A 25,338-nucleotide genomic window follows, 5' to 3' on the forward strand; every position below is an offset into this window, starting at 1 on the left:
AACCATGTCCTGGACGACCTATGGCAGCTTTCTGGTCTTCGCGGTGGTGCTGATCGTGGTGCCCGGCCCGGACTTCGCGGTGGTCACCAGGAACACCCTTGCCGCCGGTCGCGGGCGGGGCTGGTGGAGCGCGCTCGGCGTCGCCTGCTCCAACGCCGTACAGGGCAGTGCGGCCGCGGCCGGGCTGGGCGCGGTGATCGTACGGTCCCAGCCGCTCTTCCAGACGATCAAGTGGGTGGGGGTCGGCTATCTCGCCTTCCTCGGCTTCCAGGCGCTGCGCTCGGCCTGGGTCGGCCGGTACGCCCCGATCGGCGGGGACCAGCCCGACCCGCCCGGGCAGGCACTCGCCGGCTGGCGGCAGGGCTTCCTGTCCAACATCACCAACCCCAAGGTGCTGGCCTTCTATCTCGCCGTGCTCCCGCAGTTCGTCGGGGAGCACGCCCCGCTGGCCGTACTGCTGGTCTTCGCGCTGAGTCACGCGGTGCTCTCGCTGCTCTACCTGCTGACGCTGGTCGGGCTGCTGCACCGGGCACGCCGGGTGCTCTCCCGGCGCCGGGTACGCCGGGCGATGGACGCCGGTACCGGTGTCGCGATGCTCGGCTTCAGCGTCCGGCTCGCCACCGAGCGGGCCTGATCCCCGCGCCAGCCCCGGCCCGGACTCGGCCGGCCCCGCCCGGTCGGCGCCGGCCAGCCTGTGTGCGCGTTGGTGCTCTGGGACACCGCGGCCGGCTACGAGGCATCGCGGACGCTGGACAAGCAGTTGTTGCAGCACCTGGGGACCGCGTCGGCCTTCTCCGGGCTGATGCTCGCCGCGCTCACCTCCTGGGGCTACTTCCGGTACTGGTGGGTGTTCGGCAAGTTCGCCATCACCATCGTCCAGCTCAACCTCGGCATCTTCGTGCTCAGCCCGCAGCTCGATGTGGCGACGCCGGGCAGGTCGGGATCGTTGGCCGTCGCGTCGGGGCCGATGGCGTCGGCGGCAGTCTTGCTGTTGACAAGATGCTGTGCCGGGGGGCAATCTTGACGGCGCCAAGTTCGGTCCGCCGTACCGCCTCGGGAGCCCTGTGATGTCGTCCGCCACCCAGAACACCGCCGCCATCCTGCTGATCACCGTCTCGACCATCGCCTTCGGCGGGTTGTCCCTGCTCATGCACCTGGTCCGGCGGATACCCGGCTATCTCGACAACCCCGTCCGGCGGGCGCTCTGGACCGCCGGGCACGCCCACGCGGGCGTACTCGTGCTGTTCGCGCTCGTCGCACTCCTCTACCTGGACCGGGCCGACTACGGCGACGGCATGCGGACGCTGATCCGGGTCCTGCTGGTCGCCGCGCCGATCCTGATGCCGATCGGCTTCTTCCTCTCTGTCGTACGCCCCTCGGACACCCGGCCCAACAAGCTGATCTGGCTGGTGGGAGTCGGTGGGGCGAGCCTGATGGCCGGCACCCTGCTGCTCGGCGTCGGCCTGCTCTGAGGCGCCGGGCTCGGCCTGCTCCGAGCTGTCGGGCTCGGCCTGCTCTGAGGAGGCGCCGGGCTCGGCCTGCTCCGAGCTGTCGGCCGAGGCTGTTCCGGGGCGCCGCACCGGGCCGTGCCGGTGGGACCCATCGACGGGAGCCCGGTCACGGCGGGGGACCCGGCCGTGCCGCCCCGACCGGCGGTGCGACAGACTAGCGGCCATGGCGGCTCGTGGCTTCCCGTACACCGACCTCCGGGAGTTCCTCACCGCGCTGGAGGGCGCCGGCGAGTTGCGCCGGGTCCCGGTGCCCGTCGACCCGACGCTGGAGATCAGCGAGGTGGTCACCCGTACCGTCCGGGCGAACGGGCCGGCCCTGCTCTTCGAGCGCCCCACCCGGGGTGAGATGCCGGTCGCGATCAACCTGTTCGGCACCGAGCGGCGGATGGCGATGGCGCTCGGCGTCGACCGGCTGGACGAGATCGGCGAGCGGATCGGCGCGCTGGTCAAGCCGGAGTTGCCGGTCGGCTGGTCCGGCATCCGCGAGGGCCTGGGCAAGGTGATGCAGCTCAAGTCCGTACCGCCGAAGAAGGTCAAGACCGCCCCCTGCCAGCAGGTGGTCTACCGGGGCGCCGACGTCGACCTGAACCGGCTGCCCGGCCTCCAGGTCTGGCCCGGCGACGGCGGGATCTTCCACAACTACGGGCTGACCCACACCAAGCATCCGGAGACCGGCAAGCGCAACCTCGGGCTCTACCGGTTGCAGCAGCACTCGCACAACACCCTCGGCATGCACTGGCAGATCCACAAGGACTCCACCGCGCACCACGCGGTCGCGGAACGCCTCGGCCAGCGGCTACCGGTGGCGATCGCGATCGGCTGCGACCCGGTGGTCAGCTACGCCGCCTCGGCCCCGCTTCCCGGCGACATCGACGAGTACCTCTTCGCCGGTTTCCTGCGCGGCGAGCGGGTCGAGATGGTCGACTGCCTGACCGTGCCGCTCCAGGTGCCGGCGCATGCCCAGATCGTGCTGGAGGGCTACATCGAGCCCGGCGAACGACTGCCCGAGGGGCCGTTCGGCGACCACACCGGCTTCTACACCCCGGTCGAGCCGTTCCCGGTGCTGCACGTCGAGGCGATGACCACCCAGCGGGAGCCGGTCTACCACTCGATCATCACCTCGAAGCCGCCGCAGGAGGACCACGGGCTCGGCAAGGCCACCGAGCGGATCTTCCAGCCCCTGCTCAAGCTGCTGATCCCGGACATCGTGGACTACGACCTGCCGGCCGCCGGGGTATTCCACAACTGCGCGATCATCTCGATCCGGAAGCGCTATCCGAAGCACGCCCAGAAGGTGATGAACGCGATCTGGGGCGCCCACCTGATGTCGCTGACCAAGCTGATCGTGGTGGTCGACGAGGACTGCGACGTGCACGACTACGCCGAGGTGGCCTGGCGGGCCTTCGGCAACGTCGACTACGCCCGGGACCTGCTGCTCACCGAGGGCCCGGTGGACCACCTGGACCACTCGTCGTACCAGCAGTTCTGGGGTGGCAAGGCAGGGGTGGACGCCACCCGCAAGCTGCCGACCGAGGGCTACACCCGGGGCTGGCCGGAGGAGATGACCATGTCCCCGGAGATCCGGTCCCTGGTGGACAAGCGCTGGAAGGAGTACGGCATCTCGTGAGCGCGAGGAGTGAGCTTGCGAGCCCCGCAGTCGCGAACGGAAGGTGGCGCAGGTGACGGCCGTGGCGGAGTCGCCGGGGCGGGTCAAGTCCTTCCTCCGGCTGGTGGCGATCGAGCACTCGGTCTTCGCGCTGCCGTTCGCGTACCTCTCCGCGCTGACCGCGATGCAGCGGCACGGCGGGCAGGTGCGCTGGCTCGACCTGCTGCTGATCACCATCGCCATGGTCGGGGCGCGGACCTTCGCCATGGCGGCGAACCGGATCATCGACCGGCACATCGACGCGCGCAATCCGCGTACCGCCGGGCGGGAACTGGTGACCGGGGCGATGAGCGTCCGGACGGCCTGGACCGGAGCGGTCGTCGCGCTGCTGGTCTTCCTCGGTGCCGCCGCGGCGCTCAACCCGCTCTGCCTGGCCCTCGCCCCGCTCGCCGCGATCCCGCTGGTGGTCTATCCGTACGGCAAGCGGTTCACCGACTGGCCGCACGCGATCCTGGCTCTGGCCCAGGCGGTCGGCCCGGTCGGCGCCTGGCTCGCGGTGACCGGCACCTTCGACGGTTCCGGCCCGGCCTGGCTGCTCGGTGCGGCGGTCGGGCTCTGGATCGGCGGCTTCGACCTGATCTACGCCTGCCAGGACATCGAGGTCGACCGCCAGATCGGGGTACGCAGCGTCCCCGCCCGCTACGGCCTCCGGTTCGCCCTGTACGCGTCGACCGTCGCCCACGTGGTGACCTTCGGCCTCTTCTTCTGGTACGGCGAACTTATCGGGCTGGGCTGGCTCTGGTGGGTCGGGCTGGCGCTGACCGCGCTCGCCTTCGGCTACCAGCACGTGGTGGTCACCCCGACCGACCTGTCCCGGGTCAACCGGGCCTTCTTCACCGCCAACGGTTTCGTCGGGATCGCCCTGTTCGTCTTCGCCCTGCTCGACCTGGTGATCCGGCTTCACCTCGCCGGCTAGCGGTGAGCGGCTGCGGTCAGCGGGAAGCTGCCCGGGTTGGCGGTGAGCGGCTCCGGTTGGCGGTGAGCGGCCTCGGTTAGCGGAAAGCTGCCCGGTTGGCGGTGAGCGGCCTCGGTTAGCGGAAAGCTGCCCGGCTAGCGGAGCGCGGCCCCGGCTAGCCGGACGGCTCGGCCCGGGCGCCGATGCCGTTCGGCGGCCGGTCGGGGCGGCGGCGCGGCTCGGCCTGGCCGAGCGGTCCCGCCGGGCGTGGGGCGGCCAGGGCGTCCCGGTAACGGGCACTCTCCATGGACCAGTCCATGGTGCCGCGCACCGAGTTGCCGAGCCCGTCCAGGTACTGCCGCAGCGGCCCGTCCATGGCCGCCCCGAACGACGGCACGGCGTCGCGCAGTTCGACGAACCGTCGCATGCTGCGCTGCCAGCGCCGGACCACCGCCTCGATCGCCGCCTCGACCGGGATCCGTTCCTCCCGAGCCACCGCCAGCACCAGGTTGTGCCCGCCCGAGGTGGCCGCGTCCCGCTCCAGGGAGAGCAGGTCGTTGAACCAGCTGAGCAGGTCGTTGGCGGTGTCGGCGACCTCGCGTACCGCCGGGTGGTGGTAGATCGCGTCCGGCACCGGCCGGCCGGTGGCGAACTCGATCAGGGCGTACGAGACGTACGCGGCGGAGGTCGCCCGGCGCAGTGGGATGTACTCGGCGACGCCGGGCAGCCGGCCGCTCGCCTTGTTGGTGGCCTCGGTGACCACGCCGACGAGGTGGTGTGCCACCGCGTCGACGAAGCGGTCCCGCCAGGCCGCCGACATCCGCTGGTACGGGGTACGCCAGGCGTCGGCCAGCATCCGTCGGAGCGGCCCGTCGAACGCCTCCGGCCTCGCCGCCGGCTTGTTGGCCGCCCGGCTCTGCGGCGGGGTGGTGAGCCGGGCCGCCGGCTGGTTGGTCGAACGGGCACCCGTCCCGGCCGCCGGGTGGTGCGCGGGCCGGGACTGCGCCGCCGACGGGTGTCCGGTCCAGGAACCCGGACCCGCGGCGGGGGACGGGCGACCGGGGGTGGCCGCCGGTGCGGGCTGCCCCGGCCGGGGCAGCGATCCGTGTGGCGCCGACCCGTGTGGCGCCGACCCGTGTGGCGGCGGCCCGGGTGGCGGCGGCCCGGGTGGCGGCGGCCCGGGTGGCGGCGGCCCGGGTGGCGGCGGCCCGGGTGGCGGCGGCCCGGGTGGCGCCGACCCGGCCGGGGTGGAGCGGAGCAGCCGCAGCACCCCGTCGCAGAGCGCGGAAACCTCGGCCGGCCGGGGGCGCCGGGTCGCGTCGCAGGCGTCGTCAAGCAGGAAGAACCAGGTGAAGAGGGCGGCGATGACCCGCAGGTCGGCCTCGCTGGCGTCCGGATACAGCCGGCCGGCGTACCGGGCGACACCGCCGCGGGCGAGCCGGTCCCGGGCCGTCGTGTCGAGCGGGCCGATGATCAGGTCTGCCCAGTCGACCAGCCACTCCTGCACCGCGTCGGCGTGCGGGCAGAGGCGTGCCGGTATCGGACAGCTCAGCTCGGTCGCCCACGAGCTGATCCCGTACATGCCCGGCCCCCTTCGTCGTTGCCGCGGGCAGACGTGAGCAGCATTGCAGTTTCCGGCCGGTCTGTGATCGCCGTCGGGTACGTCCTATTTCGCAGTAAGTGATGATCTGGTCACACCCGGGCCGGCGCCGCAGGTTCGCGGCCGGGGCCGGTCGGCGCCGGCTTCGACGCTTGCGGCAGGCTGGTGGGCATGAGAAGGCCGTGGGTGGTCGGCGTCTCCGGGGCATCGGGTACGCCGTATCCGGCCGCCGTGCTCGGCGGGCTGTTCGACGCGGGTGAACCGGTGGACCTGGTCGTCTCCCGGGCGGCCCGGCTGACGATCCTCGACGAGACCGGCCGCCCGTTCCGGGACGCGCACTGGAAGGACGACCTCGCCGCCTGGCTGGGCCGGGACCTGGCCGGTGCCGACGTGGCGTACTGGCCGGCCGGAGATCTCGCGGCCGGGCCCAGCAGCGGGTCGTACCCGACCCGGGGCATGGTGGTGGTGCCGGCGAGTACGGCGGCCTGCGCCGGAATCGCGATCGGCCTCTCCAAGGACCTGCTGCAACGGGCCGCTGAGGTGAACCTCAAGGAGCATCGGCCGGTGGTGGTGGTGCCCCGGGAGACTCCGGTCACCCGCAGCCACCTCGAGCACCTGATCACCCTGCACGACGCCGGAGCGGTGGTGTTGCCGGCGAGCCCCGGCTTCTACGGTGCCGGGGCCGCCGCGTCCGCGCGACAGCTCGTCGACTTCGTGGCCGGAAAGGTGCTCGACGCGCTCGACGTACCGCACTCGCTGTTCCGGCGCTGGTCCGGCGAGCTGGGGGCCGATCGGGGCTGACCGCCCCGGTGTCGACCCCCTGCCCGGTGTCGGTCAGTGAACCTTTTCGACCTCACCGTGCGGTCGTCCGTCGTGGCCGCAGGTGGACGTCGGGGCGCAGGCGCCGCGCTGTCCAGGCCGAAAGAAGGTTCAGTGCAGGCCGACGTTTCCGGCGCCGGCCGGGCCGGGACCACTCGGGGTGGCGGGTCCGGCGTTGCGCGGCCGGTTCGCGAGGCCCTCGTCCACCTCGTCGAGCATGCCCTCACCCTCGAGCAGTGCGCGTACCTCCGACTCGCGGAAGCGGCGATGTCCACCCGGTGTTCGGATGCTGCCGATACGCCCGGCCGCGGCCCAGCGTGTGACGGTCTTCGGATCGACGCGGAAGAGCGCTGCCACCTCGCCCGGCGTCAGCAGACGATCTCCAGTGTCCACAGCCCCCTCCTCGCGTCTACGAAGCCCCCGGACTGGTAGGACCGCCCCCAGAACACATGCTTGCCAGAGCCTTCGTTTAAGGGACGTACGGCAATTACAACACCGCCGGAGTGTCGTGTCCGGCAAACGCGAAAACGTACCGTGTGTGAGGTTAGCCGGAACGATTCACGGCATTTACGCGTTATGTCAGCAACAATGCTGCCGACCCCGGGCGGCCCGTTCACCCACCCGGACTAGGGTCTCAGAACGTGGACGCGATCGACCTGAGCCTCGTCGAGCTGCTGCGCGGCAATGCCCGCCTTTCGTACGCCGAGCTGGCCCGGCAGGTCGGCCTCTCCGCGCCGGCGGTGCACGAGCGGGTGGGCAAACTGGAGTCCGGCGGCGTCATCCGGGGCTACCGGGCGGACGTCGAGCCGGAGGCGATCGGGCTCGGCGTAACGGCGCTGATCGGCATCGTGCAGGACTCCGGCGGTGACACCGACGACGTACTCGAGGCGATCCGGGGCATGCCGGAAATCGAATCCTGTTACTTCATGGCCGGAGTGGAATCCTTCTTGCTCAAGGCGCGAGTCGGCACAATTGCCGAGTTGGAGCAGCTCATCCTGCGGCTGAACCGGACGGCCGGAGTCGCCTCGACCCGGACGGCCGTCGCACTCTCGACGAAATGGGAGAACCGCCCCCAGCCGGTCGGCCCGTCCTGACCCGGCCGGCCGCCGGGGCGGCTTGCTACGTTCCTGGTCATGGAACAGCTCGACCGGTGCGACGACGCCGAACGCACCTGGGTCACCGAGGCGATCGCGGCGGTGGAGGCGGACGCGAACCGATCCGCCGACACCCACCTGCTCTGCTTCCCGCTGCCCCGCCAGTGGGGGATCGACCTCTATCTCAAGGACGAGTCGGTGCACCCGACCGGGTCGTTGAAGCACCGGCTGGCCCGGTCGCTGTTCCTCTACGGGCTCTGCAACGGCTGGATCGGACCGCGTACCACCATCGTGGAGGCGTCGTCGGGCTCGACCGCCGTCTCGGAGGCGTACTTCGCCCGGATGCTGGGGGTGCAGTTCATCGCCGTGATGCCCGCCGCCACCTCGCCGGAGAAGATCGCCCTGATCGAGTTCCAGGGCGGAAAGTGCCATCTGGTGGACGATCCGGCCGCCGTCGTGGTCGAGGCCCGCTGGCTCGCCGAGGACCTGGGCGGGCACTTCATGGACCAGTTCACGTACGCCGAACGCGCCACCGACTGGCGGGGCAACAACAACATCGCCGAGTCGATCTACGCGCAGCTCGCCCTGGAACGGCACCCCGTGCCGGACTGGATCGTGGTCGGCGCCGGTACCGGCGGCACCAGCGCCACCATCGGGCGCTACCTCCGCTATCGGCGGCTGGCGAGCCGGCTCTGCGTGGTCGACCCGGAGAACTCCGCGTTCTATCCCGCGTGGACCTCGGGCGACTGGTCGGCCACCACCGGCGCCGGCTCCCGGATCGAGGGGATCGGCCGGCCCCGGGTCGAGGCGTCCTTCCAGCCGAGCGTCGTCGACCGGATGGTGCGGGTGCCGGACGCGGCCTCGCTGGCCGTCATGCGCGTCGCGTCGACGGTGCTGGGCCGGCGGGTCGGCGGATCGACCGGCACCAACCTGTGGGGCGCGTTCGGTCTGATCGCCGAGATGCGGGCCGGCGGCCGGACCGGGTCGGTCGTCACACTGCTCTGCGACGGCGGTGAACGCTACACCGACACGTACTATTCGGACGAGTGGGTGGCCGACCGGGGCCTCGACCTGGCGCCGCACCGGTCCACGGTGGAACGTTTCCTGATGACCGGCGAGTGGTCCGGATGAGGGACATTGGCCGGCTCGGGTCAGTGCCGGTGCGCCAGCCCTGGATAGTGCAGCACGTAGCCGTCGGCGTCGAGGGTCAGGTCGGCGGTGAAACCCTCGCTGGTGAACCGGACGTTGCCGTCCTCCAGCACCGTGTAGGTCTGCTCAGCCGGCACCACCTGGAGACTGGGCACCAGCACCCAGACCGCGACGACCCGGTGTGAGCTGCCCGGTGCGGCCTCGCGCAGCCGGAGGCGGCGTACCGGAAGGGTGTTGAACAGCGGCGAGGCGCTCAGGTCGACGTCGACCGCCTCGGCGAGCCGCTCCGGCTCCTCGGTGCCGGGCAGCCCGGCCGCCGGCTGGCCGGCGGCGGCCAGCGCCGCGTCCAGGTCGCCCTGCTCGGCCGTGCTCGCCCGCCAGCGGCCGGCCGCCCGCTCCAACCGCAGTGTGCGCAGCCAGCCGGCGCCCTCGCAGCTCACCTCCAGTCCCTCCGTCGCCCAGTGCTCGTCGGTGCGCAGCGCGTAGCGGCAGGTGAAGGCGATCGGGTCGACAGCGAGTGCGGTGCCCCGGGCGGTCAGCCCACGATGGTCGGTGACGAGCGTGTGGTCGGCACCTGGCACGTCGGTGCGGCTCCAGAACAACGTCTTCGGCATGCTCGGCATGTCCATGGACGTTACCGCCGCCAACCGACAGGAGTGCCCGAGCCCGGCAATTCCGTGCCGGCCGCCGGGCCGGCGACCCGACCGGGGCCCGCGCCGTTCGACGGCGGCGGACCCTGGTCGGCGGCCTTGTTACCGGTAAGCGTCCCAATCCGCGACGCGTGCTGGGCGATCTCCGTGCGCCGGACCCGACGGCCGCCCGTCAGGCTCCCGCTGCCCGACCCGACAGCGGAACCGTTCAACGGCCGGCACCGAGCGACGGTGCCGGACCGTTCAGCGGGTCGGGGCCGGGCAACGGTGCCGGACCGTTCAGCGGTTGGCAGCGAGCGGCGACGCGGGACCGTTCAGCGGGTCGGGGTCGGGCGCCGGCCGTCGAACCGGTGGTCGCGGCGGCCCCGCCGGTCGTCCGGCCGGTCCCCGGCGGGCCGGTCCTCGCGCGGGCGCTCGTCCCGGGACCGGTCCCAGACCGGCCGGTCGGTGTGTGGCCGGCCCTCGTGCCGGAAGCCGCCCTGCCGCCCGCCGGAGCGCCACTCGCCGCCCCGCTCGGTACGGCCGCCCTGCTGCGGCGTACCACCGCCGTCGCCGAACCGGCGGTCGCCGTAGCGGCGCTCGGACTGCGGCCGGTCGCCGTAGCGGCGCTCGCCCTGGAAGCGGTCGCCGTAGCGGCGCTCACCCTGCGGACCGTCGCTGTGCCGGCGCTCCTCCTGCGGCCGGTCACCGTACCGGCGGTCAGCCCGGGGCCGGTCGCCGTACCGGCGGTCGGAACGGGGACGGTCCGGGCGCGTACCGGACCCACGGCGCGGTGCCGGCTCGTCCACCACGGGTACGCCACTCGGCTCCCGGGCACCCGTCACCTCGGCCAGCGCGGCGTCGCCGGGGCGTACCCGGGTCTGCTCCGGCTCGACACCGGCCTTCTGCAACATGGCCAGGGTGGACCGGCGCTGCTTCGGCAGTACCAGCGTGGCGACCGCACCCGACTCGCCGGCTCGGGCCGTACGGCCGGCCCGGTGCAGGTAGTCCTTCGGGTCCTTCGGCGGGTCCACGTGCACCACCAGCGAGACGCCGTCGACGTGGATGCCCCGGGCCGCCACGTCGGTGGCGACCAGCACGTTCGTCCGGCCCTCCTTGAACTCGGCCAGGGTGCGGGTGCGTACCCGCTGGGTCTTGCCGCCGTGCAGCGCGCCGGCCCGGACGCCGACCGCCGCCAACTGCTCGACCAGCCGGTCGACGCCCATCTGGGTCCGGGCGAACATCATGGTGCGGCCCTGCCGGGCCGCGATCGAGGCCGCCACCGCGAACTTGTCGTGCGGCGGAATCAGCAGCATGTGATGGTCCATCGTGGACACGGCGGCGGTCGGCGGCGCCGTCGAGTGGGTGACCGGATCGGTCATGAACCGCTTGACCAGCGAGTCGACGTCGTTGTCCAGAGTGGCGGAGAAGAGCAGCCGCTGGGCATCCGCCGGCGTCTTGGCGAGCAGTTCGGTGACGTCCGGCAGGAAGCCCATGTCGGCCATCTGGTCGGCCTCGTCCAGCACGGTGACCTCGATGTCGTCGAGGCGGCAGACGCCCCGCTCGATCAGGTCGGCCAGCCGGCCCGGTGTGGCCACCACGATCTCCACGCCACGGCGCAGCGAGTCGATCTGGCGGTCGTACGGCACACCGCCGACAGCGGTCTTGAGGAACACCCCGACTGCCCGGCCGAGCGGCATCAGCGCATCGTTGACCTGCATCGCGAGTTCCCGGGTCGGCACCAGGATCAGCGCCCTCGGGTGGTGTGCCCGGGCCCGGGGGCCGGCCGCCATCCGGGCCAGTACGGGCAGCCCGAAGGCGAGCGTCTTGCCGGAGCCGGTCTGCCCCCGGCCGAGTACGTCCCGCCCGGCGAGCGCGTCCGGCACGGTGGCCCGCTGGATCTCGAACGGCGTGTCGATGCCCTCCCGGTGCAGCGCCCGGACGAGCTGCCGGGGCAGCCCGAGGGCGGCGAAATCAACCGGCCCGGACTCGGTCGGCTCGGCCTCGACGGGCTCGGAATCGACCGGCTCGGAATCGACCGGCTCGGAAATGGCGTTGTCCTGCCCGGCAATCGCGTCCGGGGCGGCCACGGAGCGCGGGCCGGAATCGTCGGCGGTCACCGTGTCGGCGGAATCAGCGTGCACATCGGCAACAGCCGGCACAATCAAAACGGCTTGCTCATCAGACGCGGACGTCCCTGCGGAAGCGGATCCGGACTGCGCGTCGAATACGGACGGAAACATGCTGTGATCAGCAAAGGTGGTCAAAGATACCTCTCAAGCGGGGCGCATCTTCGCGATGGCCCGCCGCGACGAGGTCGCCGCTGATTCGCCCGCAAGATCGCCCAGAGGCGCGTGGCACGCGCCAGGTCAACAATCCATCCGAGTGTACGGGGGCCAGCCGCCACCGCCACCTCGGCGCGCACGCCAGTGGGCAGGCTCACCACCCGCGCCCGCCGATCCGCCGGGCGCCGGGCGGCCCCGTCAACTACTCAGCAGACCGTCGAAGAGGCTGCTGAACGCGTCTCCGGCCAGCAGCACCACCATCAGTCCGACCGCGAGGAGGATGCCGAGCCCGATCAGCAGTACCAGCACCACCTTGCCGGTGTTCGTCTTCTGCGTGGGGGTGTCCGTCCAGCCCTGAGCCAGGATGTGCCCGGTCAGCGAGCCCGAGTTCTCGAGCTGGTTGGTGGGCATCGAAACGGTGACGTGGCCCTCGGGGCCGCCGTACACGGTGCCCTCCGCCCGCTGGTCCCGGGCCCAGTCGCGGTATCCCGGGGAGTGCGGTGTCGTCGGGCCGGCGCTCGGCTGGTGCGGCGAGGCCGGACCGGCGCCCGACGGGCGGGCACCGGTCGGGGTCCGGCCGGCCGGTTCGGCGGCGACGGCCGGGCCCGGGTCGGCGGTGGGCAGCGAGTAGCCCGGCGTACTGCCGCCGACCAGGTTGGCCGAGGACATCGGGTTGGTCGGTGGTGGCCAGCTCGGCAGGGCGGGCGCCGGAACCACCAGCGGGGCCGGTGGCGGGGGATCCGCCGGTCGGCCAGCCGGCCCACCGGAGACCGGCGTGGCCGGGTACGCCGGCGAGGCCGCCGCCGACGTCGGCGGGTACGGCACCGGGCCCGGCGGCACCGGGCCGGGGTTCGGCCCGGGGCCCGGGGGTACCGGACTGGGGTTCGGCCCGGGGCCCGGGGGTACCGGACTGGGTGGAGTCGGGCCAGGGTTCGGCGGGTACGGCGCGGGGCCCGGCGGCACTGGAGCGGGCCGGGGCGGCGCGGGCGGGTACGGCGACGGAGCCGGTGGCACCGGGGTGGGCATCGGAGGCGCCGGTGCCGGGAACGGCGTGGGTGCCGGGCCCGGGTCCGGCGGTTCGGGTGCCGGTGGTGCCGGCGGATGTGCCGGCTCGGGCGGTCCGGCCGGCTCCGGCGGATGTGCCGGTGCGGGTGGACCGGCCGGCTCCGGTTCGGTACTCCGGTAGACCTTCGCCACTCCCGGCACCGCGGCTACGGCGGCGGCCTCGTTCGGCAGTACCGGAGACAGTCCCGGCACCGAGGCACTGGCCCGGGTCGTACCGGCACTGCTCCGCGGGGCGCTGCGCTGCGGTGGCACTGTGTACGACGGGGTGCCGCCAGCGGGCGACCCGGCGTCCCGGGACGACTGGCCGGGGGTGGCCGGCAGGGCCGATACGCTGGCTGCGGGCGGGGCCGTGAAGTGCACGGCCCCGGGCCGCTCCCGGGTCTGGCGTACCGGCTCGGCCGGGGTCGACCCGGAGAGTCCGGTGGCGACGGGCGAAACCGATGCCGAGCCGACGGGCGGGACGGATGCCGAGCCGACGGGCGAAACCGATGCCGAGCCGACGGGTGGGACGGATGCCGAGCCGGCCGGCGGTCCGACAGCCGATCCGCTCGACGGGGCCGGCGGGGACTTGACGGCGTTGGCGAACGCCGACCACGGGGAGTCGAGCGCCGGAGTCTGCGGACGCCGCCGTTGCAGCGGCGGCACCGGAGTCCCCGGGGGCGCCGGGGCCAGCACCGGTGCCGCTGAAGCGGCGGCCGGTGCGGACGGGTCGGCCGCCGTAGTGCCCGGTGTCGAGGAAGCGGCGACCGGAGCGCTCGGTGTCGAGGCGTCGGCGGCTGTAGCGCCCGGGGCCGAGGAGGCGAGTGCCGGGGACGCGGGTGTCGGGGTGGCGGCCGCCGCGTTGACGGGTTTGGCCAGTTCGCCGGCGCGGTAGGTGCGGCTGCCCGAGGAAGCGGCGGGCATGGCGGCGATTTCGGCTGCGGTAGGAGTGGTGGTCGCCCTACTCACGGCGCGACCGCGGACCGGCTCCGCCGTGGCGCTGTCATCGGCCTGCTCCGGTACGGCGACCGGCTCTGCCGCGGCGCTGTCGCCGACCTGCTCCGGTACGGCGACCGGCGCCGACCCGGGCACGTCGGCGACCTCTGCACCACCGCGAGGATCGGGGCTGACCGGTGGCTCAGGGCCGTCCGGAGACTCGGAGTCGACCGGCGAGCCCAGCCCGGCGTCGTCGTCCCGATCGGTGGCGGGATCTGTCCCAGGGCCGGCGTCGGCGGCGGAGCCGACCTCGTCGGACGGGTCGCCGGAATCGTAAGACGAGTCGCCGGAATCGTCCGACGGGTCGGCAGAACTCGTCTCGGCATCCGGGACGGCATCCGCGTCCGGTTCGACCGACGGTTCGTCGGACGAGGCGGCGGTCGGACTCGCCTCGCCGTCCGGAACAGAGCCGGGATCGTCCCGGATCGAGCTGGAAGCGTCCCGGGCCGAGTCGGAGCCTGTGGAACCGGTCGGGTCCGCTGCGGTCGGATCTGCTGCGGCCGGATCCGGCGGCGCGTCCGCCCAGAGCGCTCCGGCGGCGGGCGGCGGTGGCGGCTGGTAGGCCTCGGGAAGCCCCTCCTCGGCTGGCGGTTCCGGCAGCGCGGTACCGACCGGCGGGGGCGGTGGCAGCGGGGACAGTTCGCTCTCGTCCACGCCGTCCCGTCCGGACCGGGTGGCCGCAGCCCGACCGTCAGTATCCGGGGATGCCTCCCCGACAGCCGGTCTGACCTGCGATTCGTCCATTGTTGCCTCCCGCGCCCACACCCGGGCCGGTAGGCCGGGTCGGAAGTACGTCAACCCTCACCGTGCCACATCTCAGCACGGGCGCACAGCCGGCCGGTGACCGGCACCCTCAGTTGCTGTCGGAGCTACCCTCCGCAGCCGGAGTCGACCGGCTGGCGCTGGACGTACCCCCGGTCGGCTGGCCGCCCGAGGTGCTGACCGGCGGTGTCTGTGGCGTCGAGGTATCCGGCGGGTTCGGGGTCGGTGCCGGCGTCACCGGCGGGGTCGCCGGAGGCGTGGTCGGCGTGCTGGTGGGCGGCTTGGTCGCCGGAGGCGTGGTTGGCGTGCTGGTGGGTGGCTTGGTGGTCGGCGGCGGCGTCGTGGGTGGCTTGGTGGTCGGCGGCGGGGTGGTCGGCGGCGGGGTGGTCGCGTTCGGGGCCGGCACAGCCGGGAAGATCCGGGTCGCGGCGTAGAACCGCGACCACCAGACGGTGGAGACCTTGACCACATCGCCGGTGGTCGGCGCGTGCACCATCTTGCCGCCGCCGATGTACATGCCGACGTGGTGGATGCTGGTCCAACTGCTGCCGGAGGCGAAGAAGACGAGGTCGCCAGGGAGCAGTGCCTCCCGGGCCACGCTCTGGTTGCGGGTGCCGTTGTACTGCTCACGGGAGACCCGCGGGATCCGCTTGCCCACCGAGAGATAGGAGGCGAGCATCAGCCCGGAGCAGTCGAACCGGTTCGGACCCTCGGCGCCCCAGAGGTAGGGGTCGCCCCGCTGGGCGAGCGCGTAACGCATCGCGGCCAGCGCCTTGGGGTGCGCGACCATCCCGGCGACGCTGTCGCTGCCGATCGTCGCGCCGATTTGCTGCTCGGCGGCTTCCCTGGCGCGCTCGATCGCCTTGAGCTGGTCCGCGTTGTCGCGCTTGAGCTTCACCAGGGCGGCGGAGCGTGCCTTGTACCGCGTCTCCGCGGTCGTGAAGGCGGCGACCTTCTGCTGGTAGGTGCTGGACGCGGTCTGGTATGCCGCCTCCGCCTGCTGTTCGGCCTGCTGCGCCCGGGCCACCTCACCGGCGGCCAGTTCGGTGTCGCCGGCCCGCTCCTCACCGCGCTGGATCCGGCCGAGCAGGTCCAGCCCGTGCAGGTCGGAGCCGAACGCACCCGGTGGCAGCCCGGCGGCGTCCTTCAGCGCGCCCGCCGCCGCGTTGTCGGCCGCCGTACGGGCATTGGCCAGCTCCAGCCGAGCCGTCTGCCGTACGCCGTCGGCGGTGGTCAGCTCGGTGGTGGCCTTGTCCCGCTCCTGCCGCAGTTGCAGCAGTTGGTCGCCGAGCTGGGCGACCTCGACCTCCAGCGCCATGATCTGGCTGGCCAGCGGACCGTTCACGCTCGGCGGCAGCGGATAGGGCGTCGTCGGCGCGCCGGTGCTGGTGGGCACGCTGGGCGCTCCGGCCGGCAGCGGGCGTACCCCGGCGTCGGGGACCGTGTTCGGCAGCGGCGGGTCGGCGTAGACCGGGGTCGCCATCGCGCCCGCCACGATCGCACCGACCAGGGCTGACCAGACCAGCGGCCGTAGCACCGGCGAAACCGCGTCGACGGGCCGGTCCGGTCGTCCGCGCCTGCTGTTGGCCATGCCGCTCCCGTCCGTGCACAGCAGCGCGCCCTGCGCTGCTGTGGTATCGCCATTAGTAGTGCATCGCGTCCTACTTTGTCTTACCTCAATGCGCCGGGGATGTCGATGCGACGGGGGTAACGAGACGCTGAGAAGCAGGTTAAAGGTACCTGGGCAAGGTGAACCAGGCCGGCTGCCGCCACCGCCTCCGCCGGCACCTCGGGCGCTCCACGTAGGCTCGTGGCGGAGATCGTGCCTGGAGGGACGTGCTGCGATGGACGCCGGACGCAAGCGTGAGCTGGAAGAGAAGGTCTACGCGGGAGTTCGGCTCAGCCGTGCCGACGGCGAGGCGCTGTACGCCAGCGACGACCTGGTCTGGCTCGGCCGGCTGGCGCACCACCGGCGTACCGGGGCGGGGGGCGACGACCGGGTGCTGTTCGTCGTCGACCGGCAACTGAAGCTGACCGACTTCTGCGCGGCCGGCTGTGCGTACTGCTCTTTCCGCCCGGAACAGGGCGAGAAGGATCCGTACCCGACGCCGGTCGACGAGGCCGTCCGGCAGGCCACCGAGCTGGCCGCCGACGGGCTCACCGAGCTGGGGCTCGTCAACCCGGTGCACCCCGCGCTGCCGTGGCAGCACTACCCGGAGCTGCTGCGCGCGCTGACGGCGGCGTTGCCGGACGTCCGACTGACCGGCTTCGCCGCGACCGAGCTGCGCTGGCTGGAAAGGAACACCGGACTGCCGGCCGACGAGATCCTCGACGAACTCGTCGCGGCCGGGCTCGCGTCGATCAGCGGCGGCGGGGCCGAGATCTTCGACCCGGAGGTACGCCAGCGGCTCGGCCTCGGCGACCGCACCTGGGAGGACTGGTCCCGGATCCACCGGCTCGCCCACGCCAAGGGGCTCGGTACCCCGGCGACGATGCGCTTCGGTCACGTCGAGGAGCACCGGCACCGGGTCGACCACGTGCTGCGGCTGCGCGAGCTGCAGGACGAGACCGGCGGCTTCACCAGCTTCCTGCCGCTGCGCTACGAGCACGACCTCGTGGCCCCGGCCGGCGGCGGGCTCCGGCCGCAAGCGCCGGCCGAGACGGCGTCGCCGGCCGAGTCGCTGAAGACCTTCGCGGTGTCCCGGCTGCTCCTCGACAACGTGCCGCACCTGACGTGCTGCTGGGCGACGCAGGGGCCTTCCGTGGCGCAGCTCGCGCTCCACTTCGGCGTGGACGACCTGGCCGGCGCGGCGGCCGAACACCGGATCGGCCACGCCGCCGACCCGGCCGGTACGCCCGCCGCGCTGTCCCGGGAGGAGTTGCTCCAGCTCATCTGGGACGCCGACCTCCGTCCCGCCGAACGGGACAGCCGGTACGCGGTGCTGCGCGAGTACGACGCCCCGCCGAGCCTGGCCGAACGCCGGGCCGAGCCGCAGCAGGTCTGGGCCTGATCCGGGGCGTTCCGGGCAGTCGGACGAAGGCCAGGTCGGCCCGTACGCCGCCCGCCGCGGCGCTCCGGGCCGGATAGGCCGGCGATCGGCGCTCGGGTACTCCGCTGTCGTCGTGCGTACGGCCCGGCCCGGCAGGGGTGGTTCCGCGCCCGCTCACGTACCCTCGAAAGGTCATGAGCGGGCGGAGCGGGCGCGGATCGGGGTCGACGCCTGCCGGTGGAGCGCAGCGGAGAGGCGGCATGACCGAGCGGAGCGAGCGGGCACCCTTTCCGCGCCGGGACGACCAGGGGCGGATCGTGGTCCTGGCCGACCTGCTCGGCGTCGCCCTGGTCGGGGTGGTCGTCGGGCTGGTGGCGCTGCTCGTCATCGACCTCGGTGCCTCCCTGGTCGGCCTCGGCGAGTTCGGTCGGGCGAGCGGGTGGCTCGCGGTGGTCCTGCCGGCCTGGATCTTCGTCGAGGAGTTCCGGGCCTGGCGGTTCGGCCCCGCCCGGGTCGCGGCGGCGCTGGTGGCCGCGGCCGTCGGGATCGCCGCCGGGCTGCTCGCCGCCGGGCTGGCCGAGTCGACCCCGCCGCTGGTCTCGGGCGGGGTGGCCGCGGCGGTCTTCGCCATGGCGTACGCGTTGGTCTGGTTTGCCGGCGTCCGCTGGCTCGCCGGCCGGACGAACTGATCGGAGATGCGCAGATGAGTCCCGCGGTGAAGTACACGCTGGGCCGGATCGGGCTGTTCGTGGCGGTCGCCCTGGCGCTCTGGCCGGTCGAGATGAACCTCTTCCTCAAGCTCATGCTGGCGGTGGCGTTCTCCGCCGCGCTGGCGTTCTTCCTGCTGCGCGGCTGGCGGGACGAGATGGCCCAGCAGTTGGCCGGGGCGGCGGAGAAGCGCCGGGCCGAGAAGGAGCGGCTGCGCGCCGCGCTGGCCGGGGAGGAGAAGCCGACCGACACGGAGAAGCCGACCGACAGGTCCTGAGCCGTGCCGCGCGGATCCGGCACGGCACCGACCCCGCACCCGGACGCCGTTGGCCGGGCACGGGGCCGGTGATCCTCCCCAGGTGAGCTGGCGTCGGCGCGGCTACCAGTTGGTCGAGCCGGCCAGCTTCGGCCAGGGCCTCCCGCACGGCTTCATCAGGTACGCGATCCCGCCCGACCCGCCGGAGACCCCGCCACTGGCGTTGATCCGCTTGGTCCGCAGCCAGATCTGCTCGAACTGGTCCCGCCGGTAGACGTTGCGTACCGCGTCGTTGGCCAACGACGCCGGGTCGTTGACGACCACGTCGCCGTCGGCGGTGAAGCCGACCACCACGAACAGGTGCCCGGAGGTGCCGTAGTTGGCCCCGTCCAGCTCCTCGGCCAGGAAGGACTGGCTGGTGACCACCGGAATGCCGGCGGCGATGAAGTGCTCCACCTCGTCCAGCGAGTGCAGCCGGGTCACCTTGGCGTCCAACCCGTACGAGGCGGCGTACGCGGTGTTGAACGGCCAGTTGCCACAGCCTTCGTACGCGTAGTCGTAGGTCATCCGGGCGGCGTGGTTGACCGACGGGTCGGGGTAGCTGGGGTCGACCCAGGAGGTCTGCTCGGCGGAGGGCCGCTTGCCCCAGTACTCCAGCACCATCGTGGTGGAGGTCGGCGAGCACCAGGCCTGGCCGCCGCCGTTGTACTCGGGGTAGTGCCCGGCGTGGATGTTCTGCGAGTAGCGGGGCACCGTCAGCTCCCGGCCCCAGGCGATCCGGCCGGCGCTGGCCGGCACGGTGAACCGGTCCGGCACCAGCGAACTCATCGCGCCGAGCAGCCAGACCCGGGGGGAGCGGCGGCTCTCCGGCGCGCGGTAGAGGGTCAGCCGCAGTTGGTACGCCCGCAGCAGCACCCCGGCAGCGACGTCGTCGATCGAGAAGGTGTCGGTCCAGATCGTCGAGTACGGGTCGCCCTGCCGGTTCACGCTGGTACGCCGGATGTCCTGGTCGCCGGCGGCCCACCGACCCATGACGTACCACGGGGTCAGGGCGCCGGTGTTGTAGGTGCCCTGGAGTTCGACCTGGATCCAGGTGCCGGCCGGGGTCTCGGCGTTCCACGAGGCGACCAGTTCGCTGGCGTCGAAGCCGATCGGGGTGACCGGCGAGGTCCAGGTGGCGTACGACCAGGTGCGGGTGGTGCCGGTGTGCGGATCGGCATATTCGGTGGTGCCGGCCGGACGCAGCATCGTGATCCCGGTCCGCGCGCCGGGAAGGGCGACGGTGCCCTGGTGGGTGCCGCGCCGCCAGTCGGCGTAGCTGGAGAAGTCCTGCCAGGTGATCTGCTCGTCGTGCGGTGCCGGGCGGGGGCGGCCGGTCGCGGCGCCGGCCCGGGCCGGCACGCCGGTGCCGAGCAGGGCCAGGCCGGAGAGGCCGGCGAGGGCGAAGGTGCGTCGGCTGATCTGGTTCGGCGAACTGGCCATCGATGCTCCGCAGGGGGACGAAGGTCGGGGTCCTGTCGCCACTATTCCGCTCGGCAGGAAGTTTCGCCAGATGTTCAAGCCAAGAAAATCTTTGCCGAGAGAAGGGTCCAACTGGCATGGGACGTCAAGTGATCAATATTGATATGACCATGGTACGGATGGTGCAGTGTGCACTACCCAGCGGAGTCCTCCCTACCCCCAGGAGGTTTACATGCCCTTCCGCACCTGGATGTCCGGGCCGTCGATCCGGCACCGGGCCCGGGCCGGCACGCTCGCCGGCACCGTCGTACTCGGACTCGTCGTGGCCGGTATCGGCCCGGCGGCCGGCGCCGCCAGCGCCCGACCGGACCGGGCCGACACGGAACCGGCCACCAGCGCCGAATACCGGGTGACCGGCCCACGCACCCTCGCCGACCGCAACGCGGTGGCCGCCACCGGCACCAGCATCGACTACGTCGAGCACGGCACGCTCTACGTCACCGCGACCGCCGCCGAGGTGAAGGCGATCACCGCGCTCGGCTTCGAGGTGGCGGCCGTACCGGCGGCGCCGGACCGGGGCCAGCACGAGCACGGCGATGTCGGGGTGCTCGACTTCCCACCGGCCGACTCGGCGTACCACAACTACGCCGAGCTGAACGCGGTGCTCAACCAGGTCGTCGCCGACCATCCGACGATCGCCCGCCGGTCCAGCATGGGCACCTCCTACGAGGGACGCGACCTGCCGGTCATCAAGATCTCCGACAACGTCGGCACCGACGAGAACGAGCCGGAGATCCTGTTCAACTCGCAGCAGCACGCCCGCGAGCACCTGACCGTCGAGATGGCGATCTACCTGCTCAACCTCTTCACCGACAACTACGGCTCGGACTCCCGGATCACCAACATCGTCAACAGCCGGGAGATCTGGATCGTCCCGACGGTGAACCCGGACGGCAGCGAGTACGACATCGCCACCGGCTCCTACCGGTCCTGGCGGAAGAACCGGCAGCCGAACAGCGGATCGTCGAACGTCGGCACCGACCTGAACCGCAACTGGGGCTACAACTGGGGCTGCTGCGGCGGCTCGTCCGGCTCGACCTCCTCGGAGACCTACCGGGGCCCGTCGGCGTTCTCCGCGCCGGAGACCGCCCGGCTGCGCGACTTCGTCAACAGCCGGGTCGTCGGCGGCACCCAGCAGATCAAGGTGAACATCGACTTCCACACCTACTCGGAGCTGGTGCTCTGGCCGTACGGCTACACCACCGCGAACACCGGTCCGGGGCTGAACGCCGACCAGGAGCGGACCTTCCGGACCCTCGGCCAGCAGATGGCCGCCACCAACGGCTACACCCCGGAACAGTCCAGCGACCTCTACATCACCGACGGGGACAGCCTGGACTGGATGTGGGCGACCCACAACATCTTCGCGTACACCTTCGAGATGTACCCGGGCTCGTCCGGTGGCGGCGGCTTCTACCCGCCCGACGAGGTGATCCCGGCGCAGACCTCCCGCAACCGGGAGGCGGTGCTGATCCTGAGCGAGTACGCGGACTGCCCGTACCGGGTGGTCGGGCTCCAGGCGACGTACTGCGGCACCGGCGGGGGCACCACCTTCTGGTCGGACACCTTCGAGACCGCGACCGGCTGGACCGTCAACCCGGCCGGCACCGACACCGCGACCTCGGGGGCGTGGGAACGGGGCACCGCCCAGGCGACCACCTCCAGCGGCGCCAAGCAACTCGCCCCGTACGCCGGCAGCAACGACCTGGTCACCGGCCGGCTCGCCGGTGCGGCGGCCGGTGACCACGACGTGGACGGCGGGCTGACCAGTGCCCAGTCACCGGCGATCACGCTGCCCGGCAGCGGCACGTTGACGCTCTCCCTGGCCTGGTATCTCGCGCACGGGTCGAACGCCTCGTCCGCGGACTACCTGCGGGTCAGCGTGGTGCACAGTGGCGGGACGACCCAACTGCTCAACCAGGCCGGTGCGGCCAGCAACCGCAACGGCAGTTGGACCACCGCCACCGCCAACCTGTCGGCGTACGCCGGGCAGTCGGTGCGGCTGCTGGTGCAGACCGCCGACGCCTCCGGGGCCAGCCTGGTGGAGGCGGCGGTCGACAACGTGACCATCACCAGTTCGTGACGGTGGCGTAGCGCACCGAGCTGGACACCGGAGGCGTTATGAGGGCCCTCGACGCCTCCGGTGTCCAGGTGAGCACGCGGTCGACGGCTGGACCTGGACCTACTCCGCGAGGGTGTCCAGGATCTGCTGGCCGTACTTGGCGAGCTTGTTCTCCCCGACGCCGTTGACCCGGGCCAGCTCGGCCAGGGTGGCCGGCGGCTCGGCCGCGATCTGCCGCAGGGTCGCGTCGTGGAAGATGACGTACGCCGGCACGCCCTGCTCCTTGGCGGTGGCCGCACGCCAGGCCCGGAGCCGTTCGAAGACCGGTTCGGCGGTCGGCGACAGCGCGACGGCGGCGGCTCCGGCCGCACGCGGCTTCGCGGTCCGGCCACTGGACGCGGCCCGGGGCGCCTCGCGGCGCATCATCACCTCGCGTCGCTTGCCGAGGACGTCCGCGCTGGTCTCGGTGAGCACCAGCGTGCCGTAGTCGCCCTCGACCGCCAGCAGCCCCTGGGCGAGCAGTTGCCGGACCACCCCGCGCCACTCGGACTCGGTCAGCTCGGTGCCGATGCCGAAGACGCTGAGCGTGTCGTGCCGGTGCTGGGTGACCTTCTCGGTCTGCCGGCCGAGCAGGATGTCGATGGACTGGCCGGCGCCGAACCGCTGGTCGCGTTCGCGGTGCAGGCGCAGCACGGTGGAGAGCAGCTTCTGCGCCGCGATGGTGCCGTCCCAGGACTCGGGCGGGGTCAGGCAGGTGTCGCAGTTGCCGCACGGCCCGCTCTGCTGGCCGAAGTATCCGAGCAGTTGGACCCGCCGGCACTGGACCGTCTCGCAGAGCGCCAGCATGGCATCGAGGTGTGCGCCGAGCACCCGGCGCCGGGCCAGGTCGCCGTCGGAACCCTCGATCAGCTTGCGCTGCTGCACCACGTCCTGCAACCCGTACGCCAGCCAGGCGGTGGAGGGCAGGCCGTCCCGACCGGCCCGGCCGGTCTCCTGGTAGTAGCCCTCGATCGACTTCGGCAGGTCGAGATGGGCGACGAAGCGTACGTCGGGCTTGTCGATCCCCATCCCGAAGGCGATCGTCGCGACCATCACCAGCCCGTCCTCGCGGAGGAACCGCTGCTGGTTGGCGGCCCGGATGGGCGCGTCCAGCCCGGCGTGGTAGGGCAGTGCCGGGATGCCGTTCTGCACGAGGAACTCGGCGGTCTTCTCCACCGAGGCCCGGGACAGGCAGTAGACGATGCCGGCGTCACCGGGATGCTCGGTGCGGAGCAGGTCGAGGAGCTGCTTCTTCGGCTCCCGCTTCGACACGATCCGGTACTGGATGTTGGGCCGGTCGAAGCTGGCGACGAAGTGCCGGGCGTCCTTGAGGTTGAGCCGGGCCGCGATCTCGGCGTGGGTCTCCGGGGTGGCGGTGGCGGTCAGCGCGATCCTGGGCACCGCCGGCCACCGCTCGTGCAGCATCGACAGGGCCAGGTAGTCGGGGCGGAAGTCGTGGCCCCACTGGGCGACGCAGTGCGCCTCGTCGATCGCGAAGAGCGCGATGTTGCCGCGGTCGAGCAGCCGGAGCACGTATTCCGAGCGCAGCGCCTCGGGGGCGAGGTAGAGCAGGTCGAGGTCGCCGGCGAGAAAGGCCGTCTCGACCAGCCGGCGGGCCTCGAAGTCCTGGGTGGAGTTGAGGAAGCCGGCGCGTACCCCGAGGGTGGTCAGGGCGTCGACCTGGTCCTGCATCAGCGCGATGAGCGGCGAGATCACCACTCCGACCCCGTCCCGGACGAGCGCGGGGATCTGGTAGCAGAGCGACTTGCCGGCGCCGGTCGGCATCAGCACCAGCGCGTCGCCGCCGCTCACGAGCTGGTCGATGATCTCGTGCTGGTCGCCTCGGAAGCTGTCGTAGCCGAAGATCCGGCACAGCACGTCGAGGGCCTCGCCGGTCCGTTGCTCGGTCTCGCCGGTCCGCTGCCCGGTGTCATCGGTCGCCTGCTCGGTGGGGAGAGCCATTCGGCGGATTCTACGAGGCCCACCCGACGGAAACCCGTCCCCGGCCACGTGCCCCCGGAAAGTCCGCCCGTCCTGAGCCGCCGCCCGGACAGCTTCTGATCAGCGGGAACGGTGTGCGGATGGCGCTATGCCGCTGCCGGGTCACGGAGCGGATGCGCTACCGTTGCCCCGACCACCCCGCAGCGAAGCCGGTGTGAAACCGGCGCTGTCCCGCAACTGTGATGCCTCCCGCACCCGCTCGCCGCCCTCGGGCGGTCCCGAGCCCGGCATGCGGAGGATGAGCCAGGTCGCCTGCGGTGCGGTCGCGGAAAGCGCCTTCGAGGAAGGGCGCCCCGTGGGCGGGGGGCACAGGCACCTGTCGGCGGAGCACCAGACCTCACCCGACAGGAGGACCGATGACCCGACGTACGCCCCGACTGCTGGCCGCGCTGCTGGCCGGCGCGGCGCTGGCCCTGACCGGCTGCGCCGTCGACGACCCCGGGCAGCAGGCGGCGCCGAGCGCCGGCGGTGCCAGTTATCCGGTGACCGTCGGCACCCTCACCCTCGACAAGCGCCCCGAGAAGATCGTCGTACTCGGACCGACCGCCACCGAGATGCTCTTCGCGATCGGCGCGGGCGGCCAGGTCGCCGCCGTCGACGACAACTCGAACTACCCGGCCGAGGCGCCGAAGACCGAGTTGTCGGCGTTCACCCCGAACGCCGAGGCGATCGCGGCGAAGAACCCCGACCTGGTGGTACTCACCAACGACCTGAACAAGATCGTGGATCAGCTCGGCCAGTTGAAGATCCCGCACTACCTGGCACCGGCGGCGAAGACGCTGGACGACACGTACCGGCAGATCACCGACCTCGGCACGCTCACCGGGCATCCGGCCGAGGCGGCCGACCTGGTCGGCCGGATGAAGGGCGACATCGAGAAACTGGTCGCGGACGTGCCGCAGCGGCCGGCGAAGCTGAGCTACTTCTACGAGCTCGGCCCGGAGTACTACTCGCTGACCAGCAAGACCTTCGTCGGTTCGCTCTTCGGGATGGTCGGGTTGGAGAACATCGCCGACCCGGCCGACGCCGACGGCTCCAAGGGCGGCTATCCGCAACTCGGCGAAGAGGCGATCATCAAGGCCGACCCGGACCTGGTCTTCCTGGCCGACACCAAGTGCTGCCAGCAGTCCGCGCAGACGGTCTCGGCCCGCAAGGGCTGGTCCGGGATGACCGCGGTGAAGAACAACCAGATCGTCGGGCTCGACGACGACATCGCGTCCCGGTGGGGCCCCCGGGTGGTCGAGCTGCTCCGGACGATCGTGGACGCGGTCGCCAAGGTACCCGCTTGAGCACAGCCGGCGCCCCGGCCCG

The 25,338-nt window shown here is 72.3% G+C and carries 21 protein-coding genes and 1 riboswitch; of the genes, 13 read left to right on the top strand and 8 right to left on the bottom strand.

The genetic code is table 11. The features are described from left to right. The first annotated feature begins 4 nt into the window (after nt 1-4). The 5 genes from ACQEVC_RS11200 (at nt 5) to mqnP (ending at nt 4,093) form a co-directional block, all read left to right on the top strand. The gene (locus ACQEVC_RS11200) at nt 5-634 is read left to right on the top strand and encodes a LysE family translocator (protein ID WP_432876017.1); all 630 of its coding nucleotides are present in this window, start codon (nt 5-7) and stop codon (nt 632-634) included. 69 nt (nt 635-703) lie between these two features. Next, complete coding sequence (locus ACQEVC_RS11205) at nt 704-1,024, top strand: hypothetical protein (protein ID WP_432876020.1); 321 nt, start codon at nt 704-706, stop codon at nt 1,022-1,024. Nucleotides 1,025-1,067: 43 nt separating this feature from the next. Beyond that, nucleotides 1,068-1,472: a hypothetical protein gene (locus ACQEVC_RS11210; RefSeq protein ID WP_432876022.1), complete on the top strand. Its 405-nt coding sequence runs from the start codon at nt 1,068-1,070 to the stop codon at nt 1,470-1,472. A gap of 202 nt (nt 1,473-1,674) precedes the next feature. Next, on the top strand, nt 1,675-3,138 hold the full coding sequence (locus tag ACQEVC_RS11215; RefSeq protein WP_432876025.1) for a menaquinone biosynthesis decarboxylase: 1,464 nt from the start codon (nt 1,675-1,677) through the stop codon (nt 3,136-3,138). A gap of 52 nt (nt 3,139-3,190) precedes the next feature. Beyond that, nucleotides 3,191-4,093, top strand: a complete 903-nt coding sequence (mqnP, locus tag ACQEVC_RS11220) for a menaquinone biosynthesis prenyltransferase MqnP (protein ID WP_432876028.1) — start codon at nt 3,191-3,193, stop codon at nt 4,091-4,093. 154 nt (nt 4,094-4,247) lie between these two features. Here mqnP and ACQEVC_RS11225 read toward each other — a convergent pair whose 3' ends face one another. Next, the gene (locus ACQEVC_RS11225; protein ID WP_432876031.1) at nt 4,248-5,654 is read right to left on the bottom strand and encodes a terpene synthase family protein; all 1,407 of its coding nucleotides are present in this window, start codon (nt 5,652-5,654) and stop codon (nt 4,248-4,250) included. A gap of 189 nt (nt 5,655-5,843) precedes the next feature. Here ACQEVC_RS11225 and ACQEVC_RS11230 point away from each other — a divergent pair, with 189 nt between their 5' ends. After that, on the top strand, nt 5,844-6,473 hold the full coding sequence (locus ACQEVC_RS11230; protein ID WP_432876034.1) for a UbiX family flavin prenyltransferase: 630 nt from the start codon (nt 5,844-5,846) through the stop codon (nt 6,471-6,473). A gap of 129 nt (nt 6,474-6,602) precedes the next feature. On the opposite strand, the gene ACQEVC_RS11235 is transcribed toward ACQEVC_RS11230, so the two are convergent. Further along, nucleotides 6,603-6,884, bottom strand: a complete 282-nt coding sequence (locus tag ACQEVC_RS11235; protein ID WP_318400883.1) for a BldC family transcriptional regulator — start codon at nt 6,882-6,884, stop codon at nt 6,603-6,605. A 248-nt stretch (nt 6,885-7,132) separates the two neighbouring features. Between ACQEVC_RS11235 and ACQEVC_RS11240 the strand changes: the two genes are divergently transcribed. Next, on the top strand, nt 7,133-7,585 hold the full coding sequence (locus ACQEVC_RS11240; RefSeq protein WP_318400885.1) for an Lrp/AsnC family transcriptional regulator: 453 nt from the start codon (nt 7,133-7,135) through the stop codon (nt 7,583-7,585). A gap of 39 nt (nt 7,586-7,624) precedes the next feature. Further along, nucleotides 7,625-8,716 (top strand): PLP-dependent cysteine synthase family protein, encoded by a 1,092-nt coding sequence (locus tag ACQEVC_RS11245; RefSeq protein ID WP_432876038.1) that lies wholly within the window; start codon nt 7,625-7,627, stop codon nt 8,714-8,716. Nucleotides 8,717-8,736: 20 nt separating this feature from the next. Here ACQEVC_RS11245 and ACQEVC_RS11250 read toward each other — a convergent pair whose 3' ends face one another. The 4 genes from ACQEVC_RS11250 to ACQEVC_RS11265 form a co-directional block, all read right to left on the bottom strand. After that, nucleotides 8,737-9,357: a putative glycolipid-binding domain-containing protein gene (locus ACQEVC_RS11250; RefSeq protein ID WP_432876041.1), complete on the bottom strand. Its 621-nt coding sequence runs from the start codon at nt 9,355-9,357 to the stop codon at nt 8,737-8,739. Nucleotides 9,358-9,698: 341 nt separating this feature from the next. After that, a complete protein-coding gene (locus ACQEVC_RS11255) occupies nt 9,699-11,606 on the bottom strand; it encodes a DEAD/DEAH box helicase (protein WP_432876043.1) in 1,908 nt (635 codons plus the stop codon). Between the two features lie 240 nt (nt 11,607-11,846). Further along, nucleotides 11,847-14,342 carry a hypothetical protein gene (locus ACQEVC_RS11260; RefSeq protein WP_432876046.1) on the bottom strand — a complete coding sequence of 832 codons (2,496 nt, stop codon included), beginning with the start codon at nt 14,340-14,342 and terminating at the stop codon, nt 11,847-11,849. 199 nt (nt 14,343-14,541) lie between these two features. Further along, complete coding sequence (locus tag ACQEVC_RS11265; protein WP_432876048.1) at nt 14,542-16,041, bottom strand: NlpC/P60 family protein; 1,500 nt, start codon at nt 16,039-16,041, stop codon at nt 14,542-14,544. Nucleotides 16,042-16,294: 253 nt separating this feature from the next. On the opposite strand from ACQEVC_RS11265, the gene ACQEVC_RS11270 reads away from it, so the two are divergent. The 3 genes from ACQEVC_RS11270 to ACQEVC_RS11280 all read left to right on the top strand — a co-directional run bounded on the left by ACQEVC_RS11270 (nt 16,295) and on the right by ACQEVC_RS11280 (nt 18,425). Further along, nucleotides 16,295-17,461: a radical SAM protein gene (locus tag ACQEVC_RS11270; RefSeq protein WP_432876050.1), complete on the top strand. Its 1,167-nt coding sequence runs from the start codon at nt 16,295-16,297 to the stop codon at nt 17,459-17,461. A gap of 239 nt (nt 17,462-17,700) precedes the next feature. Beyond that, complete coding sequence (locus tag ACQEVC_RS11275) at nt 17,701-18,129, top strand: hypothetical protein (protein ID WP_432876052.1); 429 nt, start codon at nt 17,701-17,703, stop codon at nt 18,127-18,129. Between the two features lie 14 nt (nt 18,130-18,143). Further along, a complete protein-coding gene (locus ACQEVC_RS11280) occupies nt 18,144-18,425 on the top strand; it encodes a DUF4229 domain-containing protein (protein WP_432876054.1) in 282 nt (93 codons plus the stop codon). Between the two features lie 102 nt (nt 18,426-18,527). On the opposite strand, the gene ACQEVC_RS11285 is transcribed toward ACQEVC_RS11280, so the two are convergent. Further along, entirely contained in the window at nt 18,528-19,886 is a 1,359-nt protein-coding gene (locus ACQEVC_RS11285) for a C39 family peptidase (protein WP_432876056.1), read from the bottom strand. Between the two features lie 211 nt (nt 19,887-20,097). On the opposite strand from ACQEVC_RS11285, the gene ACQEVC_RS11290 reads away from it, so the two are divergent. Next, nucleotides 20,098-22,008 carry a M14 family zinc carboxypeptidase gene (locus ACQEVC_RS11290; protein ID WP_432876058.1) on the top strand — a complete coding sequence of 637 codons (1,911 nt, stop codon included), beginning with the start codon at nt 20,098-20,100 and terminating at the stop codon, nt 22,006-22,008. Between the two features lie 99 nt (nt 22,009-22,107). Here ACQEVC_RS11290 and recQ read toward each other — a convergent pair whose 3' ends face one another. Next, complete coding sequence (gene recQ / locus ACQEVC_RS11295) at nt 22,108-23,988, bottom strand: DNA helicase RecQ (protein WP_432876060.1); 1,881 nt, start codon at nt 23,986-23,988, stop codon at nt 22,108-22,110. Nucleotides 23,989-24,175: 187 nt separating this feature from the next. Then, nucleotides 24,176-24,275, top strand: a riboswitch (cobalamin riboswitch). Nucleotides 24,276-24,383: 108 nt separating this feature from the next. On the opposite strand from recQ, the gene ACQEVC_RS11300 reads away from it, so the two are divergent. Continuing rightward, on the top strand, nt 24,384-25,316 hold the full coding sequence (locus ACQEVC_RS11300) for an ABC transporter substrate-binding protein (RefSeq protein WP_432876062.1): 933 nt from the start codon (nt 24,384-24,386) through the stop codon (nt 25,314-25,316). Nucleotides 25,317-25,338: the final 22 nt, after the last annotated feature.

The sequence above is a fragment of the Plantactinospora sp. CA-294935 genome (assembly GCF_050936445.1).
In the GTDB taxonomy this organism is placed as follows: domain Bacteria; phylum Actinomycetota; class Actinomycetes; order Mycobacteriales; family Micromonosporaceae; genus Plantactinospora.